Raw genomic sequence first — 19,173 nt, forward strand, 5'->3', positions numbered from 1 at the left:
AACCAACATGTGTAGGCTAGTCTACACGGACGGACAACGATACGGGAGTCAGTTTGCAGAGGGATAATCAGGTTGTAACAATTTCATGTCGTCCGGTAAGCCCGCGAAGCATAACCCAATGAGCTTCGGCGGCAGCTGTCGAGAAGAACTTCTTGTTAAGCATGCTATAGTGTGGACTCTCTTCATGTGCGACGAGATTGGTCTGTGCAATTTCATCAATCACTTCAAGCGCGGCGCAGATATCCACTTCCCGTACACAATACTGTGGATACGCCGCTCCTTGTTGCACGAGCTCAGATGTCAGGCGAGGCAGACGCCCCATCGTCAACGATCGACCATACAAATCAAAATCCGTTTGCTTTCGAATGCGCGTCTTTTCTCCCACGGGAATATCATGAGCGTGAATATAGCGCCGCGTATATTTGTTGTACGTGTGATCACAAACAATATGGCACCAAACGCCCAACATGAGATCGGTAACCTCACCCATCCTTCTCTCAAAATCATACGAAGCAATGAAGTTACGCCAGTAGCGTTTATAGTTAGGCAGTGGTATCCCACCGGGATACGACTGGTGCGTACGGCAATATCCCAAAATCTTGGTAGGATGGGGCACCATATATCCCACATACACATCAGGCAACACGTTGCCAAACAAGAACGCATCCACATCGCTCACACCTAAAGAGCGAGCCCCTGCATCTGCGAGAAGCCGATTTGCGTGAGCGATGTGTACGTTCCAACTAGGCACCTATGATCTAACCTCTCCGCCGGTTGAACGCATGACTTTCTCAACCAGCTTAGTGTGGGTCTTCTCAACTTCCTCCGACGTCAGTGTCCGATTGTCAGCACGATACGTCAGCGAGAAGGCCATGGATTTCTTACCCTCTCCGACACGCACACGATCGCGATAGACATCAAAGAGACGAACGTCAACCAAAAGCTTACCACCTGCCGAATGAAGGCGCTGCATCAGTTGTTCACAGGTAACTTTTTCATCAACCACAATCGCCAAGTCGATGGAAATACCCGGATATGTCGGTGGCTCAACAATCGGCAAATCTTTGCGGGCAAGGCGCTGAAGCATTGCCACGGAAAGCTCAAAAGCAACGACAGGAACCTCAATGCCAAAGTTCTGAAGCGCAAGCGGATGAATGGTGCCAACCCAACCAATAACCCCGTCTGCCGCGAGAACTTCGGCGGCACATCCCGGCTGCAACCAACCATACGTATCGGGATCTGCTACGCGAAAGCGCACCTTTGGTATACGCAAAATCTCAAGTAAGCCCTCAACGACTCCCTTAGCATCAAAGAAATCGTATGCCGGCCACTTCATATTCCAACTGTCTTCGGCGGGTCTACCGCAAAGTACGCCTGCCACAAAACTTGGTTCATCAGGCTGGCTCTTACCTTCATGTCCAAAGAGGACCCGGCCAATCTCATAGAGTGCGATATTTTCCACGCCATGATCAAGGTTATAGGCAACCGAGCGTAAAAGTCCCGGCAAAAGAGATCGACGCATCTCTGACTGATCTGCTACCAGCGGATTGATAACCCGGACGGGAAGGCCGCGACCTTCTTCACTCATACCAAGCTTCGCAAGATCGTCAGAACTCGCAAAGAGGTACGACTTGGTCTCATTCAAGCCGAGTGCCCGCAGCGTGCGCCCAATCTTACGCACTCGAATCTGCTCTGCAGTCAAACCTCCCGCATGATTTTTGGCTGCCGGCAGCGTTGCGGTGATGTCACCTTCGCCCCAAAGACGCACGACTTCTTCAATCAGATCTACCTCTCGCGTCAGGTCGGGACGATTGGTCGGAACCGTCACCGTCACTGATGCCAAAGAACCGTCCTTGGCATAGGTCTTCTCGCCAATCGCACAGCCAAGGCGAGAAAGACGGCCAAACATGAAGTCATCGTCAATCGTGGCCCCTGCAAGAGCGCGCGCACGAGAAGGACGGAAGACAATGGAAACGGCCTCGGTTGGTGCAGGATAAACATCTACAATACCGGGACAAACCTCCGCACCACAGCACTCCTCAAAGAGAGCCGCCGCAATGCTTGCCACATCGGCGCAGCCATGGGGATCAACTTCACGCTCATAGCGGATTGAGGCTTCGCTCATGAGATCAAGATTTCTGCTGGTGCGGCTGATGTGCCCATGATCAAAAGCAGCCGATTCGAGAAGCACGTCATGAGTGGTTTCATCAATCTCGGAGTCAAGTCCACCTATAACACCGGCAAGGGCAATCGGCGTCTTACCGTCATCGGTAATAACGGTCATATCGGACGTGAGAGTGCGCTCCTGTCCATCCAGCGTGGTAATGTGCTCGCCGTCCGTTGCGGCCCGTACCACAATGTGGCGCTTACCGTCTCGCTCAGTTAACTTACCAAGGTCAAAGGCATGAAGGGGCTGGCCCGTTAGGTACATTACATAATTGGTAACGTCAACCACATTGTTAATGGGACGACTTCCCGCAGCGGTAATACGGCGGGCAAGCCACTCCGGACTTGCGCCGATCTTAACGTTGCGCACCACGCGTGCGGTATACCGGGAGCACAGCGACGTATCGGCAACCTCAACGTCTACGAGATCCGCCGCATGAGGGCCTTGTTCAACCTTCACGGACGGAAGTTCAATATGGGTGTCCGTATCATACATGGCAGACACTTCAACCGCCATGCCCGTCATGGAAAGGCAGTCGGGACGGTTGGGGGTAATTTCGCAGTCAAGTACCGTGTCGGAAATGCCGAGATACTCGGTTATTGGCACCCCGATAGGAGCGTCATTGGGAAGAATCATGATACCGTCGTACTCATCTCCCAGACCAAGCTCTCGAAGAGAACAGTTCATGCCACATGACTCAACGCCACGCAACTTGGACTTCTTGATCTTAAAGTCTCCCGGAAGCACTGCGCCAATCATTGCGGTTACAATGTGGTCTCCTTCGTTGAAGTTTTGCGCACCGCACACAATCTGAAGCGGCTCGGGATTACCGTTGGCATCAACGTTATTCTCGCCTACATCAACAAGGGTTACAAACATATGGTCAGAATCGGGATGTGGTGTTTTCTTCACAATACGTGCCGTTACCACATGATCTAAGTTTGCTCCCACACGCTCGACCGCTTCAACTTCAGTACCGGTACGAGCACACTCTTTTTCAAGGTCAAGCGGGTTTTCTGGAATATCAACCATCGTCTTGAGCCACTCATAAGATACGCGCATGAAAAAACCTTTCTCATGAACGCCATAAGCTATACGTCATGGCGTAATAGGAATAGACAATCAGAATTGGCGAAGTACTCGCTCATCGCCGGAAATAAGCATGCGCAGATCTGGTATGTCGTAGCGCAGTGCCGCCACACGCTCTACACCAATACCAAATGCAAAACCGGTATAGACTTCCGGATCAATGCCACAATACTCAAAGACATTAGGGTCAACCATGCCGCAACCAAGAATCTCAAGCCAGCCGGTATTTTTGCAGAAACGACACCCTTTTCCGTGACACACGCCGCACGAAACATCCACCTCACAGCTGGGCTCGGTAAACGGGAAGAAATGCGGACGATACCGCGTTGCGCGATCTTTACCAAAAATCTCGCGCGTAAAGTGATCAAGAGTACCTTTCAGATCTCCGAACGTAATTCCTTCATCAACCACCAAACCTTCCATCTGTGTAAACTGCGGCAGATGGTTGGCATCGGCAGTATCGGGACGAAATACCGTACCGGGACAAATCATGTAGATGGGAGGCTTTTTTGTCTCCATCGTATGTACTTGTACACCAGACGTCTGTGTGCGAAGCAGTACGTCAGATTCGCCAAGTACATGGCTTTCCTTTCCTTCCGGGGCGTTATCCACCACATAAAACGTATCTTTGGCGGAACGGCTGGGGTGATCCTCAGGAGCATTAAGTGCGGTGAAGTTATAGTACGTAGTTTCAACATACGGTCCACTCTCAACGGTATACCCCAGGCTCACGAAGATGTCTTCCATCTCCTCGCGCACCTGTTCGATAAGGTGCTGAGTCCCCGGAGAAAGACGACGTCCCGGCAACGTCACATCAGTCGCCTCGGCACTCATACGGCGCTCAAGCTCAACGCGCTTAAGCGTCACCTGACGTTCTCTGATTGCCGTTTCAACATTCGCACGCACCGTATTGGCAAGCTGTCCCATAGCAGGCCGCTGGTCTGCGGGAACCGATCCCATCATACGCATAATGGCCGTAAGCGTTCCCCGCTTACCCAATGCTTTTACGCGGAGCTGTTCGAGTGCGCTCAGGTCAGCTGCCTCAGCAACACCTTTCAGCACCTGCTCGCGAATCTGCTGCAATTCTTCGGACATTCCCATATGCCACTCCTTTGATAAAAAACCGTCCTCGAACACATCTGTGTCCAAGGACGGATGAACTCCGCGGTACCACCTCGGTTGACTGACAGGTTTTTTCTCCCACCAGCCCTCTTATATGCTTCGTTTCGTGAAGCGACCGACTTCCCTACTGAGTTTTCAGGCGCATCTTCTTGTCCTTATCGCCGTTCAGGTTGTAGCTCGGGAGTGAACTTCAGACGCTGCCATGCAGGAACCTCTCAGCTACAAGCTCCCTCTCTGTCCACGACATCTGCGGCCAAACCTCTCCGTCAACGCGCTTGACTAGAATATCACACGTGAGCTCTCCGGGCGGTAGAAACCACCTTCTTCATTGCAAATATAACAAGAAGTACCAAAACCGCGAGAAGAACAATGGTGCCGCCCGGTTTCAGTCCCAGCTCATAGGAAATTATGAGCCCGCTTAAAGACGTAAGCACTCCGATGGCGGAAGAAATGAAACAGCACTGTTTCCACGAGCGCGAAAGCTGCAGCGCACACGCCACGGGAACCACCATCATGCTGGAAACAATAAGAGAACCGACGGTTCGCGCAGCTACCGCAACTACCAATGCCACGGCAATAATAAAGCCAAAATTCGTAAGGCCAACGTGGACACCGACGGCACGAGCGTGTCGTTCATCAAATGACATTAAAAAGAGCTCTCGACGCATACAGACAACATAACATACGGCAAGAACGCTAATTGCCATAATGATGTGTGTTTCTTGTGCGCTCACCGTTAAGATGCTGCCAAACATAAAGCTGTTAAAACTTGACGAGTTTGGCACAAATCCTGAAAGTACGCCCGCAAGACCGATGCCGGCAGCCATAACAATGGCAACTGCCAACTCGGACTGCTCCTTAAAGCGTCTGCGCACTCCCTCAACGCACAACGCTCCGGCAAGACACGCCACTACCGCTCCCACAACCGGACTGATGCCGGCGATAAGTCCTCCCGCAACGCCCGCAAGAGACGTATGGGAAAGCGCATCGCCGATCATCGAAAGTCGTCTCAGCACCACGGTCACTCCGATAAGCGGGATAACCGCTCCTAAAAGCACACCGACCATGAGACCTCGCTGCATGAATACATACTCAAACATGCTTGATCCCTCCCGTATGTTCAATATCTTCGGGAAGCGCATACGACTCGTCAAAGTCATCAAGCAAAACTTCTCCTCGCACATGGGTGCCTTGGCAATCACTCCCATGCAACGCGCAATGATTGGTGCCATGACCCCTGCCTGCCACCTCATGAACATGGCAATCGGACACTTCAACCACCCTGCAGGCCAGAGCGTCAAGTGCCGCCATGTCATGCGTGATGAGCAGAACCGCTAAATTGCGAGCCGCATGGGCTTCTCGAACAAGTGCATAAAAGTGATCACGGCTGTCCTTGTCCAGACCGGTTGTTGGTTCATCCAAAATCAAAAGCTCCGGATTGCTCACCAGTGCACACGCAAGTCGAACGCGTTGAAGCTGTCCGCCGGAAAGCTCACGAATGATCCGTGTAGTAAATGTACGCATACCGACAAGTTCCAAAGCCTCAAGGCTCCGACGCCGACGTTCCTTACTGCTTACATGTTCCGTCTTCGCGCGTGCATACTGGCTTGCATCAACAAGCTCCAAAACACTTGCGGGAAAGCGATTTGTTGCTTCCGCAGGGATTTGTGGAACATAACCCACAAGCTCCCAATTCTTAAATTTTGCTGCGGGAGTTCCAAAAAGCTTTGCGGAACCCGACGACGGTACAAATTCTCCGATAACAAGACGAACGAGCGTTGACTTTCCCGCTCCGTTATCGCCAATAAGCGCGCAGATTTCTCCGCGCGCCACTTCAAGCGTAACATCCTCAAGCACCGGAGCTTCTCGATACGAGAAGCTCACGTTTGTAAGAGATATAACATTTGTGTGCTCCTGCAACACATCCCCCTCACACACATCTTTATGACAAGGCGTCGACCAGCTCTTTCAAGTTATTGTTCATAACTGAAACATAGTCTTCGCCAGCTTTAAGCTGCTCATCCGTCAGCCCCTCAAGCGGATTGAGCTCCCTTACTTTAGCACCAGTTGCATCAGCAATCGCTTGCGCAACCTTAGGACTTACAAGTTCCTCGGAGAAAATAGTCTTGACGTTGTTCTCCTTAACAAAGTCAGCAATCTCCTTCATTTGCTGTGCATCCGGCTCGGCATCTGCTTCTACGCCTTCGATGGGCATCTGCTTCAAACCATACGCATCGCACATATAGCCGAATGCCTCATGAGAAACAACAATGGTTTTATTGGAAAGCGGGTCAAGTTGCTTGTGATACTCGCCGTCCAGTGTTTCAAAGTTTGCCTGAGCTTTCTTGTAATTATCCTCATATACATCTTTATGAGCGGCATCCGCTTTGCTCAAAGCATCGCAAATATTTTTCATCTGTGCCATGGCGTTTACCGGACTTAACCAAACGTGCGGATCGGTATCTCCATGGTGGTGCTCGTGTTCATGCTCTTTCTCGGTATCACTCTCGTGGTCGTGATCTTCATCTTCATGGTCAAGCTTTCTGAGTTCAATACCTTGAGAAGCCTCTACGGCAACAAGCTTGCTCTCTTTACCGAGTCCATCAAGCACATCCTCTACCCAATGCTCCATCCCAGCACCGTTATAAACCAAAATATCAGCATCTTGAATGGTTTTCATATCCTTGGTTGACGGTTCCCAATCATGAGGCTCCGTACCTGCAGGTACAAGGCAGGTAACGTCGGCATTGTCTCCTGCAACCTTCTTTGCAAAGTCATACATGGGATAGAAGCTGGCCACAATGTTTAACTTTTTGCTGCTCGTATCAGGTGTAGTTTTCGCATTATCCGACGAACCCTGAGATCTACAACCCGCGAGAAGAGCGACTGAACCAAGACCAAAAAGGCCAAGCGCGCTTCTCCGGGACACTACATCATTGATTTTGAAATCGAACTGCTCTGACATATCCAAACTCCTTCTACTCAAACGTGAGCATTTCTTCATAGGACCCTAAAACGCACGAAAGCGAGCCACCAAAAGGTGACTCGCTTTCAGACGTTGTGAATAGGAGTATACCGCATCGAACTCTTTTTACCAGAAAAAGTTTGGCGATTCCCCAAACTCCACGTGTTTAAAGCTCCTTCTTATCCTTCTCTAGTACTTTGAAATCTCAAGATTCCCGTTATCATACTCAGCCAAATAAACCTCGCTGGGAGACGAAATACCGTGTTTCTTGAGCTCGCCTTCAAGCCAGTCTTCTTCCAGATCCAAGGCATCGAGAATATTTTCCTGTACCTGGCCGTCGGTGATAAGCGGAAAGCGTGGATTTTGCTCACCATGTTGCACGATAATAAGCTGGCCGTTTTGCTCGAGAATGGCACGCTTCACATCAGAGGTGTAATTTACTCCTGCCTGACGCAGCTTAAGTGAAATGTCATATGCAGTAAGGCCGGCTTTTCGACAGTTTTCAACCAGCAGAGTTCCCTTATCAATAACAATAATGGGTCTACCGTCAATAAGATGTTTCATCAGCATGTTATTGGTACGGAGCCACTTCAACGTCATCACCAATATCAGCCAGATAAGCAGAACAAGCGTATATTGCAGGATAGTAATGGCGCTGTTATAAATCATGCCGCCCACAATGCCGCCAAGAACAAAGTTCTGAACCTGATCGATTGCGGCCGTAGGAGCAAGGTTTCCCTTACCACTTACGTTGATAGCGAGTACCAGTGAAAACAGGCCAATGATAAGCTTAACTGCAACTTCCAAATAAAAATTCATCTGAACCTACTTCTCAACATGGCGAATATCCGTGCCAATAAGGTCAACTCGCTCAAGCACATAGCCGCTCTCGCCATTCTTTAAGATTCGGTAGTATGTGCCATCCACCTCTATATAGGATTGGTTGCCCTTCTCGTCAAGTGCCACATAGACCTTGTCGGTATCAACGTTCATGGTGTGGGCAATACTCTCCTGAGATGACACAACCGCCGAATAGTGCTTGTTCACGCGATCGACTTCCATAACTCGATCAAGCTGCAAAAGCCCCAGGAAGACCAGCGAAAAAAGAGCGATGAGCGCCAACTCTCTATACTTTGAATCGCGACGGTCATGAAAGTAATGTACGAGCGCAAATACCATCAAGAGTGCAACGAGCGCAAAAAGAATTATTTGAGTCCAATCAAGCGTACTTGCTCGATGAACCAGATATTCATGTGAATAAAATTCCATATGAGTTCTCTCTCGTACATTACGTTTGACTTGAATCGACTACATTGCCATCGCAGGTGCGGTATAGACGCGGGCGGCATTCTCATGATCCAGGTCAAAGAGGTTTTTAGCGTCTCCACCAAAAAGCTCAACGGCCTTAACCTGATCGGAAGCGTTAGCCTCTTCTTCACCCTGCTCTTCAACATACCAATCAAGAAGCTTCATCGTACGGTAATCGTTGACACTTTGAGCAACGGCGTAGCACTCATTGATGCTTGCGGTAATGTATTTCTCATGCTCAAGAGCGGCCTTGAGTGGCTCAATGATCTCAGTAAATGTAAGATCCGGCTTGGCTATTGCCTCCATCTTGGGCATCCAGTCGTTGTCAAGCAAGTAGCGGCGCAAAATGCGGGCGTGTGCCACCTCTTCCTGAGACTGAATAACATACCAATTTGCAAATCCTTTGAGTCCCTTGTCTTCAAAGAAATCAGCAAACGTCAAATACAGATATGCAGAGTAAAACTCCTTATTAATCTGTTTGTTAAGAATCTCTCCAACTTTAGAATCAAGTGCCATCATATGCCCCTTTCAAACGCAAATATTTTGGCGAGAAGTACTTGTATATAGCTCGCCATCCGTTGTATACGATACCCACGCCATACTGATTTAGACAGCACACCGCAGAGTTTCATATAAGAGTGCTGCCGCCTAAAGCTGTATATACTCCAGTCACATAACATCACGTAAACCGTGACGCAAGCTCTCTAATCGCGCGTAAGTTTGCGGTGAAGGCGGTGCGGACTTGCGGCTTCAGGCCCAAGGCGTTTCTCGCGATCAGCCTGGTACGATGCAAAGTTGCCTTCAAACCAATGCCAGTGCCCGGGGTTTTCGTCCGTGCCCTCCCACGCCAAAATATGTGTGGCAACGCGATCCAAAAACCAGCGGTCGTGACTGGTAACTACCGAGCAACCCGGAAAGCGTTCAAGGGCCGCTTCCAAGCTTTCCAAGGTTTCGATATCAAGGTCATTGGTAGGCTCATCCAAAAGCAGCAAATTTCCCCCCTGCTTGAGCGTAAGAGCCAGGTTCAGACGGTTCCTCTCGCCCCCGGAAAGTACACCGGCGCGCTTTTGCTGATCGGAACCTTTGAAACCAAAACTTGCCACATAGGCGCGGCTGGGGATTTCCGTATCCCCCACCTTGATAAAGTCGTTACCGTCGGAAACCACTTCCCACAGAGTCTTATTTGGATCGATGCCAGAGCGCAGCTGATCAACATAGGACAGCTTGACGGATTCACCTACTTCAAGTGCACCGGAATCAAGAGGCTCCTGCCCCACGATCATCTTAAAGAGCGTTGACTTTCCCACGCCGTTAGGGCCAATGACACCGACGATACCATTGCGCGGTAAGCTAAAAGAGAGATCGTCGATAAGCACACGATCGCCAAACGCCTTATGTAAATGACTGGCGTCCAGGACTTTTTGTCCCAAGCGTGGCCCCACAGGAATCTGAATTTCAGTAAAATCAAGCTTCTTCGACGCACGAGCCTCTGCTTCCATCTGCTCGTAGCGATCAAGTCGTGCACGGTTCTTTGCTTGGCGGGCTTTGGGAGACGAGCGGACCCAATCCAACTCTGCCCGCATTTTCTTGGCACGTTTGGCATCTTGCTGATTTTGTGCTTCAAGTCGTGCGGCCTTATTCTCCAGATACGTTGAATAATTGCCCTCATAGGGATAGAGCTGCCCACGATCAACTTCGCAAATCCATTCCGCGACGTCATCAAGGAAGTAGCGATCATGTGTTACAGCCATAACGGCACCGGGATAATCATGGAGGAATTTTTCAAGCCAGAGCACGGACTCTGCATCCAAATGATTTGTTGGCTCATCCAAAAGCAACAAGTCGGGAGCCTCAAGCAATAGACGGCATAGCGCCACGCGGCGACGCTCACCACCGGAAAGACGTGCCACTGGGGCATCCGGATCCGGACATTGTAGTGCATCCATCGCCTGCGAAAGCCGACTGTCCAAATCCCAACCATCGGCGGCATCAATCTCTGTCTGCAACTGCCCCATCTCGGCCATCAGGGCATCAAAGTCCGCATCAGGGCTGGACATTTCTTCGCCTATTGCGTTAAAACGGGCAATCTGAGAAAGAAGCTCACCAAACGCCTGTTCAATATTCTCCTTAACGGTCTTATCTTCATCAAGCGGGGGCTCTTGCTGAAGAAGTCCCACCGTAAAGCCCGGTGTCAAACGGGCTTCTCCATTGGAAAGCGTCTCAAGGCCGGCAATGACTTTAAGGAGTGTGGACTTACCCATACCGTTGGGGCCGACAACACCAATCTTTGCCCCGGGATATACACCGACGGTAACGTCATCAAGGATGACTTTATCTCCGACCGCTTTACGTGCTTGGTACATTTGGTAAACAAACTCTGCCATGGCGTATTTCCTTTGATCTGACCATACCATCGACACTGCAACAGACGTGTCGAGAAGAACATACATGGTAGGCACGTGGACGCATCTCTCGCTCTATTATCGCATGAAGAAACAAAAGAGGGAAAACAGGTTGACATAACCATACGGCACAGAGTCTTTTGCAATATGGACGTTATACATATCTCACGAATTAACCGGAGAAGAAGAACTATCATTTTTATAGTCATTTTGAGGCATACGGAATGTCTCAACTGAAAGGAGTGGGAAATGGCACGTATCTTTATTAGTCCAAGCAAGTACATTCAAGGTCCGGGGGAGCTTGCCAAGCTGGGAGAATATACTCAAGCCTACGGAAAGAGCGCACTTGTTATCATCACGGCCGGTGGACTTAAGCGCTCCGGCGATGTGATTTCAAAGAGTTTTGAGGATGCAAAAGTTGAACTTCATTATGACAATTTTAATGGAGAGTGCTCACAGGCTGAGATTGACCGCCTTGTGCAAGTGCTTGATACCTGTGGCGCCGAAGTGGTAGTCGGTGTCGGTGGCGGTAAAATCTTTGATACCGCAAAAGCCGTGGCCGCTACAAAAGATCTTCCTGTCATTATCGTTCCAACCATTGCAGCCACGGACGCACCATGCTCTGCCCTTTCTGTCATTTACACTGACGAAGGTCAATTCAAAGAGTATCAATTCTTTAAGCAAAATCCTAACCTGGTACTTATGGACACCGAGGTAATTGCCAAGAGCCCCGTTCGTCTGACCGTCTCCGGCATGGGCGATGCACTTGCCACATTTTTTGAAGCTCGCGCATGCCAGCGCTCCGATGCAGGTACATGCGCTGGCGGCAAAGTTACCAATGCCGCAATGGCTTTGGCAACACTTTGCTATGAGACCCTTATGGATGAAGGCGTTAAAGCTAAGCTTGCACTTGAAGCCGGCGCTTGTACGGAAGCTGTCGAGAAGATCATCGAGGCAAATACGCTGCTTTCCGGGCTTGGCTTTGAATCAGCAGGTCTCGCAGGCGCCCACGCCATTCACAACGGCCTGACTGCCATGAGCGAAACACATGCCATGTACCATGGAGAAAAGGTTGCCTTTGGCACGATTACACAGCTCGTCCTTGAGAATGCTGATGAGCTCTACGATGTTCTTGATTTCTGCGTTGAGATTGGATTGCCTGTTACTTTCAAGCAGCTTGGCGTAACGGATGTTACCTATGAGCGCGTACTTGAAGTAGCTACGCTTGCCTGTGCTGAAAATGACACGCTTCATAACATGCCGTTTGAAGTCACGCCCGAGAAGGTTGCAAATGCTCTTTTGGCCGCCGATGCATATGGTCGCGCAGCTTTAGGTGCATAACCATCAAAAAATAAGATTCTCGTAAGGATATCCTTACCGCACGTACCACTGGCAGAAGAGGCCACAAAACCTCTTCTGCCACACTTGGTAAATACCAATACTTCTTAAATTGAGTATAAAAAAGAAACGAAAGCAATACATCAGACAGATTCATAAGCGGTCATACAACCGATATAAACGGCACATGACAAACTCACCATAACGTCATTAACTCTTAATCTATTCTTAAGAAAACGACACTCCGAGCGAACTATACTATTTAAAAGAGCAGCCAGAAATACGATACACAAGGAGGTTTGTCATGGGGATGTTCCTTCTGCTTTTTTATTTTCCCGTCATATTCGTTGCAGCCATTTTTGGCTATACGATCGAATCCCTTGATGCTTTAGTTAATTCTTGGGCCTTTCCTATCGCTATCTTGATTTTTATTGCATGGGCTATAGTGGCGATCAGTCTTATACGCACACTTATTTGGTGGCTCAAGGACAGAAAGAACCACGTGATAACGAAGAAGCGTTTTTACCTTCCGGCCGCATTTACCGTTATCGCCCTTGCACTAACATTTTTTGACATATGGTTTGCGATTAATGTTGTTTCGGGAGTGCTCATCAAACCCTAATAAAGCGATGCCTGTCAAAATCTCCGTATAAAAAACCTTACTGCACGTTCAGCCGCAGCCGCAACGTCTTCCGGCGTCCTTTTTATGCATTCTTCCAGTGAAAGACCTGCTGGTGCTGACGCAAAAACTTGTTGAATGCCGGCCTCATGTACTTTGGAGATATCCTCTGTATGTGATCCCACAACGGCATACGTTGAAATACCTTGCAGCGTCGCACGTCGTGCAACCCCTACCGGGGCTTTTCCATACGCTGTTTGGTTGTCCATACGACCTTCTCCGGTAATTACCAAGTTAACACCCCGCAGTTGCTCGTCAAAGTGAACGGCATCAAGAAGAGCCTGAATACCCAACATCGTCGAAGCACCGCAAAATGAAAGAAGTCCAAAACCAAGTCCACCTGCCGCACCGGCTCCGGCTGACAATGCATGATTATCTTTTGTAGCAGCCGATACCGTATGAGCATAGTGCCGCATCCAGTCGTCATACTCACGCAGACGCGAAAAAAGAAGTCCTTTCTGTAGTCCAAAGGTATAAATAGCACCGTGTTTTCCAGAAAGCGGGTTATTGACATCGCTCAAAGCAATAATTTCAGTATCATACACGCGCCTATCAAAGTGGCTCATATCAACGTGAGCAATATGCGGCAGACCTTCTAGACCTCGAATAACCGGTTTTCCCAACGCATCTAAAAACAGCGCGCCGAGAGCCTCAGCCATCCCGCATCCGCCATCAGAAGTAGCGCTTCCGCCTAGACCAACATATATTCGATGAACGCCAAGGTCTAGAGCCGCTCGAAGTAATTGCCCTACTCCATACGTTGAAGCTCGTCTCGCGTCCTCATCAGTACAGCTCGAAAATCTTATGCCTGCAGCTTCTGCCATCTCAACCACGGCGTTCCCATTGGGAAGCATGCCAAGCCGAGCAACAATGGGGCGCCCAAAGAGATCTTCTACCTGTACTGATTTAATCTCGCCACCACATCCAGAAATAAACGCATCAACGGTTCCTTCACCTCCATCGGCGATAAGAACTTTCTTTATCTGCGCATGAGGCAATGCACGGAGCACGCCAGCCTCAAGATACTCCTCTATGGCTTCACTTGATGCCGAGCCCTTAAATGAATCCGCTGCGAGAAGAACGGAGAACTCTGTTCTGGGAGAACTTTCAGCCGGAGATTTCATCACAAAAGACGTCCTTTATGACCCGTAAAACAAGCATTTCTCTTTTCTTGATTGTACCTATGGCTTCACGTGGCCCTGATCTGCCTTCGCAATTGCATCGGCAACGGTTTGAGCAAAAAGCTCACCGCCTGCATTAATGGTTTCCGAATTGCTGCCAAAGTGAACATCATCGGTGCCGGGCCAAAGCTCGGGGTGGTCAACGGCCGTCTGATGCCAGTCGGCAATATAGATGTAGTCGTACTTCTCGGCAAGTTGTAACTCATACTCTCGAATGGCGGCAGCACCTGATGATGGATCGGTATGACGACCATCATGAGGAGTTACAAAAATGAGACGGTGACCCTTGGGGAGCATCTGGACGATTCTATCGATAGCGTCAGTGCCGCCTACCGGATTGGTTCCCAACGCAATCACCACATCTTGCATGACGGCATTATTGGCAAGGTTAGTCTCAAGCACATCGGCACCCATACTCACGTTACGACTAACCGTTGCATCAATTTGAGCATCCGGAAGAGCCTTCTGTAGGTATGAAATGGCTCGCAGGGAAACCGAATCTCCGATGTAGGTAACACCAGGAGTCACGTTATAATTGCTCGCTTGGGTACTGTCAGCCATTTTTCGCGTAACGGACATATGGCTGTCTGCCTGAATTGCGCCGTTGCTCAAATTACTGAGCTGAAATGTACTAATCGCAGGAGACGCTACTGACGTATATATTGTTGCCGCTAAGAGTACGCAGCCAACAATGGCAAGCGGCTTTATTGCTCGCTCCGGACTGATCTTAAAACCTGCGATGCGTGGAGCGCGACCGGCCAAAAGCGGCTCGATGATATAAAACGATATGCTCGCAAATGCTAAAGACGACACAACCGTTATGCCTGCAGACGTACCGGGATCAAACCTCTCCGACAACAGATTAAAAAGAGGCCAGTGAAAGAGATATACGCTGTAGCTGGTATCCGCAATATAAGAGACAACCTTTGGTTCTTTCACGTGAGGAGTCTTCTCGTGAAGAATGCGCATGGCAAGAATCATCACTGCAGCCGCCAAAGAGGCCACCAAAAAACCAAATTGGTAGGTATGCAGATCATCAAACTTGAGAAATACCCCTAAAGCGCACAATAGTGCTCCACTGGCAATTGCACAGAGAAGAACCTGTTTAGTGGCGTATTTTTTAACTATGCGGACAAATGCAGTGCTGGTTGTCGCAATACCGGCAAAGCAGGCAAGCACTCCGCCAATAAAGAACGGAAAAATGTGTGTCTGCGTTGAAAAATACTGGATGGACAGATTAGAGGAGCTTTGAGCTCCGATGGCCATGGCAAGATAGCTGGCCACAAGCAATACGCCGGAAACAATACCAATGCGGATGCGCAAACCTTTTACGGAGCGCGAAAGCTTTGACAATATAAAGACCGCTACACCCCATAAAATGTAGTAGTGCATTTCTACGGCAAGACTCCATGTATGCAAGAACAGATGTGGCGCAAACTGAGTCTCATAACTTCCGCCTAAAAGAATTTCATAATAATTGGTCACAAATCCCACGGCCGCCGCTGCCTGCTGAGCAATACCGGCGGTAAAGTCATTGCGAACCAACAGTGCCAACGGCGTAACCACCAGTACCATACCAACCAGTGGCGGAACAATGCGGTAAAAGCGCCTCTTTAAAAATGCAACAAGGCCGATGCGCGTATCGCGAGCAAACTCATCAATGAGCAAAGCGGTAATGAGATATCCGGAGAAGGTAAAGAATACATCGACTCCTACAAAGCCGCCTGGCAGGGCAGGTTTGAAGAAGTGATACACCAGAACCAGAAGCAGTCCCGTTATGCGGACGAAGGAAAACCATTTAATTCGCACTTTGATATATCCCCTGCTTAAAGACGCCTTGATACACTATACTATCCTCGGTAGTAAGAGTACCCTCTCCGTCCGGCTCTCCATTGACAAAATTACCCTCATATGTCCAGCCGTCCTTTGAGATAAACGTACCCGATCCGTTAAACGCACCGTCTTTGAATTGGCCTTTGTATGTGTCGCCGTTATCAAAGGTCATTGTACCCGCGCCATCCATACGACCGTGCAGGATGCCGCCCTCATAAGTAATGGCTCCGTCAGCCAGCGTAAGCACTCCTGAGCTGGGGCGCGATACTACTATTAATGCATAAGCCGCACACAAAGCGAGAAGCCCTACCACTAAAAACTCTACCTTTGAGCGAAGCGACAATGGAGTCGAAGAGGCATGAATCACGCGAGAAGTGCTTCTAGTACGCGTTACTGAATCGGCGAGTACTCCCATGCCGGCAGATGAAAATTTATTCGGCGTCTGTCTTGTAGATGCAGATACGCCGTTAGAACCCTCTCGCACACTACGATTTGCGTGATGGGCATTTCTCTTGCTTGCTGAAAATCTTCTGGACTTGCTCAAAATCTCCTGCTTAACGACTACGTATGCTTGTTTCTTACTCCAACAAACTACCTATCAATAATTTATATCTAAAAACAGACTTATTGTAGCAATTTACGGCTCTTTCATCATTTTTCAATAAATCGGCGACAGAGTACGTTCGAGCGGGTAAACTCTTAGCTGTACGAAGATGCAACGCACTCACAAGGAGGGATCATGCCGGAAGCAATTCGCAAGGTTAATGTTATTGGTCACTTAAACCCCGATACAGACAGTATCTGCGCAGCTATCTCCTATGCGTATCTCAAAAACAAAATCGACAGTCCTATCTACGAGGCTCGTCGTGCCGGTACTCTAAACCGCGAAACGGCCTTTGTCCTCAAGCACTTTGGATTTGAAGAGCCGCAGCTCATTACCACGGTAACACCTCAAATTAAGGACGCTGAAATTCAAAAGCAACCAAAAGTTGACGGAGACATGAGCCTCTTTGACGCTTGGAACCTCATGCAAGATGTCAAACTGGATACCCTTGTGGTTACCGATAGCACTGAGCACCTTGAAGGGCTTATCGCCGTTAAAGACATTGCGAACGCCAATATGGGTCTTATGGAGTCAAAGATGCTCTCCGAGACACATACCAGCTATAAAAACATTCTCTCCACGTTAGGCGGAACCATGCTTGTGGGAGATCCAAACGGTTTCGTCTCTCAAGGCGGTATTCGAGTGGGTACATGCTCGGTAAGTATGACTGAGATTATTGAAGCGGGAGATATTGTAGTCGTCGCCGGTAACCACGAGAATCAATTACTTGCCATCAAACAGGGTGCCTCGTGCTTGATTGTTTCATGCGACGGTGAAGTTAACGATGACGTCATTGAAGCGGCAAAGCAGGCGGGATGCGTCATTATTACCACGCCTCGCGATACTTTTGAAGTTGCCCGTCTTCTCACTATGGCAGTCCCCGTTAAGTCAAAAATGCTTACCAGCAATATCTTGAAGTTTAGTGTCAATACCTCCATCGACGATGCTCGTAAAGCAATGGCCAAGAGCCGTCACCGTTTCTTCCCCGTATTGAATGAAAATGGTACGTATGCCGGCCTTATAAGCTCTCCCGGTCTTCTAAAGGTACGCAAAAAGCACGTCATTTTAGTAGATCATAACGAGCGCACTCAAGCCGTAAACGGCCTGGATCAGGCTGAGATAATGGAAATTGTCGATCACCACCGTATCGGTTCTGTGGAGACCACAAACCCCATTACGTTCCGCAACGTACCCGTAGGATGTACGTGCACAATCCTCTTTGGGCTCTATCGTGAATACGGCGTTGAGATTCCCAAGAACATAGCCGGCCTTATGCTTTCGGCAATCCTTTCTGACACGCTGGCATTTCGCTCCCCTACCTGCACTCCAACCGATGTTGCCGCAGGCAAGGCCTTGGCAGAAATTTGCGGCGAGGATATCGAGAAGTACTCAGAGCAGATGTTTGATGCGGGTGCCGACCTCACCGGCCGCACTGCCGAGGAAGTCTTCCATGGTGATTACAAGATTTTCAGCCGCGGCAATGCGAAATTTGGCGTTGGCCAAGGTTCGTTTATGACCGAAAACAGCCGCAAGGCCGCGGAAGCCTTGGTTGGACCCTTCCTCAAAACCGCTGCCGAGTCCGAAGAGCTCCCGATGGTCTTCTACATGTTTACCGACGTCAAGAGCCAAGTTACTGAAATGCTTTATTACGGAGCCGGTGCTCAGGAGGTACTTGAAAGGGCTTTCAACGTAACACCCGATAACGGTATTGCGGTTCTGCCGGGTATTGTCAGCCGTAAAAAGCAGGTTGTGCCATCGCTTATGTCGGCACTCCAGTTTACCGATGACGAGGATTAAAAGCGGAAAGAACGACTGAGACAGCATGAATATATCTACACCAAAAGAGCGCTCGCCCAAGCAGCATTCACCAAAGCGACGCCCATCAAGCTTTTTTGCCATCATTTCGCGCATGCGCTATATTGAGCGCTGGTCATTGATGCGCAATTCTCGCCCTGAAAATCTCTCAGAGCACGCGCTTGACGTGGCACTTATTGCGCATTGTCTCGCAACGCTTGGAAATGTGCGCTACGGGAAACATTTGAACGCAGATCGGGCAGCGCTCATTGGCCTTTACCATGACGCCTCGGAAATCATTACGGGAGACATGCCCACTCCGGTCAAGTATGCCAATCCGGAAATTCGCGACGCATACCACCAAGTGGAAGACACCGCACAAGAAACGCTTTTAGATACCCTTCCCGATGATTTACGCCCTATGTACCAAGATATTCTCAATCCGCGCAAGGCATCCGAAGACGCTGATGAGATATATACACTGAAGCTTGTCAAAGCAGCCGATAAGCTCTCCGCTCTCATAAAATGCATCGATGAGGCTCAGGCAGGCAACTCTGAGTTTGTTACCGCAGAGGCATCGACAAGGAGCATCGTTATAGATATGGCACAAGATCTTCCTGAAGTCCGTGATTTTATGAACGAGTTCTTGCCTTCATACGGTGAGACTCTCGACCAACTCCTGTAGGGCTCT

At 49.4% G+C, this 19,173-nt stretch carries 17 protein-coding genes; 4 read left to right on the forward strand and 13 right to left on the reverse strand.

The annotated features are described in order from the left end of the window. Positions 1 to 67: 67 nt before the first annotated feature. The 10 genes from ATORI0001_RS05195 to ettA form a co-directional block, all read right to left on the reverse strand. A complete protein-coding gene (locus tag ATORI0001_RS05195) occupies positions 68 to 751 on the reverse strand; it encodes a zinc dependent phospholipase C family protein (RefSeq protein WP_003149860.1) in 684 nt (227 codons plus the stop codon). Further along, positions 752 to 3,229 carry a phenylalanine--tRNA ligase subunit beta gene (gene pheT, locus ATORI0001_RS05200; RefSeq protein WP_003149946.1) on the reverse strand — a complete coding sequence of 826 codons (2,478 nt, stop codon included), beginning with the start codon at positions 3,227 to 3,229 and terminating at the stop codon, positions 752 to 754. A 60-nt stretch (positions 3,230 to 3,289) separates the two neighbouring features. Continuing rightward, the gene (pheS, locus tag ATORI0001_RS05205) at positions 3,290 to 4,357 is read right to left on the reverse strand and encodes a phenylalanine--tRNA ligase subunit alpha (protein WP_003150112.1); all 1,068 of its coding nucleotides are present in this window, start codon (positions 4,355 to 4,357) and stop codon (positions 3,290 to 3,292) included. Between the two features lie 308 nt (positions 4,358 to 4,665). Beyond that, a complete protein-coding gene (locus ATORI0001_RS05210) occupies positions 4,666 to 5,478 on the reverse strand; it encodes a metal ABC transporter permease (protein ID WP_003149843.1) in 813 nt (270 codons plus the stop codon). Next, entirely contained in the window at positions 5,471 to 6,301 is an 831-nt protein-coding gene (locus ATORI0001_RS05215) for a metal ABC transporter ATP-binding protein (protein WP_003150108.1), read from the reverse strand. The genes ATORI0001_RS05210 and ATORI0001_RS05215 overlap by 8 nt, the downstream gene beginning before the upstream one ends. Before the next feature lie 19 nt (positions 6,302 to 6,320). Next, positions 6,321 to 7,343 carry a metal ABC transporter substrate-binding protein gene (locus ATORI0001_RS05220; protein WP_003149766.1) on the reverse strand — a complete coding sequence of 341 codons (1,023 nt, stop codon included), beginning with the start codon at positions 7,341 to 7,343 and terminating at the stop codon, positions 6,321 to 6,323. 189 nt (positions 7,344 to 7,532) lie between these two features. Further along, entirely contained in the window at positions 7,533 to 8,162 is a 630-nt protein-coding gene (locus ATORI0001_RS05225; RefSeq protein WP_003149915.1) for a DUF421 domain-containing protein, read from the reverse strand. Between the two features lie 6 nt (positions 8,163 to 8,168). After that, positions 8,169 to 8,612 carry a DUF3290 domain-containing protein gene (locus tag ATORI0001_RS05230; RefSeq protein WP_003149826.1) on the reverse strand — a complete coding sequence of 148 codons (444 nt, stop codon included), beginning with the start codon at positions 8,610 to 8,612 and terminating at the stop codon, positions 8,169 to 8,171. A gap of 39 nt (positions 8,613 to 8,651) precedes the next feature. Beyond that, positions 8,652 to 9,167, reverse strand: a complete 516-nt coding sequence (locus tag ATORI0001_RS05235) for a ferritin (protein ID WP_003149972.1) — start codon at positions 9,165 to 9,167, stop codon at positions 8,652 to 8,654. Positions 9,168 to 9,355: 188 nt separating this feature from the next. Then, positions 9,356 to 11,035: an energy-dependent translational throttle protein EttA gene (gene ettA, locus ATORI0001_RS05240; protein WP_040324590.1), complete on the reverse strand. Its 1,680-nt coding sequence runs from the start codon at positions 11,033 to 11,035 to the stop codon at positions 9,356 to 9,358. A gap of 267 nt (positions 11,036 to 11,302) precedes the next feature. On the opposite strand from ettA, the gene ATORI0001_RS05245 reads away from it, so the two are divergent. Next, on the forward strand, positions 11,303 to 12,394 hold the full coding sequence (locus ATORI0001_RS05245) for a glycerol dehydrogenase (RefSeq protein ID WP_003149759.1): 1,092 nt from the start codon (positions 11,303 to 11,305) through the stop codon (positions 12,392 to 12,394). Between the two features lie 301 nt (positions 12,395 to 12,695). Next, positions 12,696 to 13,013 (forward strand): hypothetical protein, encoded by a 318-nt coding sequence (locus ATORI0001_RS05250; RefSeq protein ID WP_003149965.1) that lies wholly within the window; start codon positions 12,696 to 12,698, stop codon positions 13,011 to 13,013. Between the two features lie 14 nt (positions 13,014 to 13,027). Here ATORI0001_RS05250 and ATORI0001_RS05255 read toward each other — a convergent pair whose 3' ends face one another. The 3 genes from ATORI0001_RS05255 to ATORI0001_RS05265 are packed head-to-tail and all read right to left on the reverse strand — an operon-like array spanning position 13,028 to position 16,499. Next, on the reverse strand, positions 13,028 to 14,194 hold the full coding sequence (locus ATORI0001_RS05255; protein ID WP_003150106.1) for a glycerate kinase family protein: 1,167 nt from the start codon (positions 14,192 to 14,194) through the stop codon (positions 13,028 to 13,030). A gap of 57 nt (positions 14,195 to 14,251) precedes the next feature. Next, entirely contained in the window at positions 14,252 to 16,060 is a 1,809-nt protein-coding gene (locus tag ATORI0001_RS05260) for an acyltransferase family protein (protein WP_003149992.1), read from the reverse strand. Then, a complete protein-coding gene (locus ATORI0001_RS05265; protein WP_081450687.1) occupies positions 16,050 to 16,499 on the reverse strand; it encodes an MORN repeat-containing protein in 450 nt (149 codons plus the stop codon). Before ATORI0001_RS05265 ends, ATORI0001_RS05260 begins: the two co-directional genes overlap by 11 nt. Before the next feature lie 324 nt (positions 16,500 to 16,823). On the opposite strand from ATORI0001_RS05265, the gene ATORI0001_RS05270 reads away from it, so the two are divergent. Together ATORI0001_RS05270 and yfbR are read left to right on the forward strand one after the other, a co-directional pair. Then, positions 16,824 to 18,485 carry a putative manganese-dependent inorganic diphosphatase gene (locus ATORI0001_RS05270; protein ID WP_003150093.1) on the forward strand — a complete coding sequence of 554 codons (1,662 nt, stop codon included), beginning with the start codon at positions 16,824 to 16,826 and terminating at the stop codon, positions 18,483 to 18,485. Positions 18,486 to 18,510: 25 nt separating this feature from the next. Further along, positions 18,511 to 19,167 (forward strand): 5'-deoxynucleotidase, encoded by a 657-nt coding sequence (yfbR, locus tag ATORI0001_RS05275; protein ID WP_003149775.1) that lies wholly within the window; start codon positions 18,511 to 18,513, stop codon positions 19,165 to 19,167. Positions 19,168 to 19,173: the final 6 nt, after the last annotated feature.

The sequence above is a fragment of the Lancefieldella rimae ATCC 49626 genome, from assembly GCF_000174015.1.
GTDB lineage: Bacteria > Actinomycetota > Coriobacteriia > Coriobacteriales > Atopobiaceae > Lancefieldella > Lancefieldella rimae.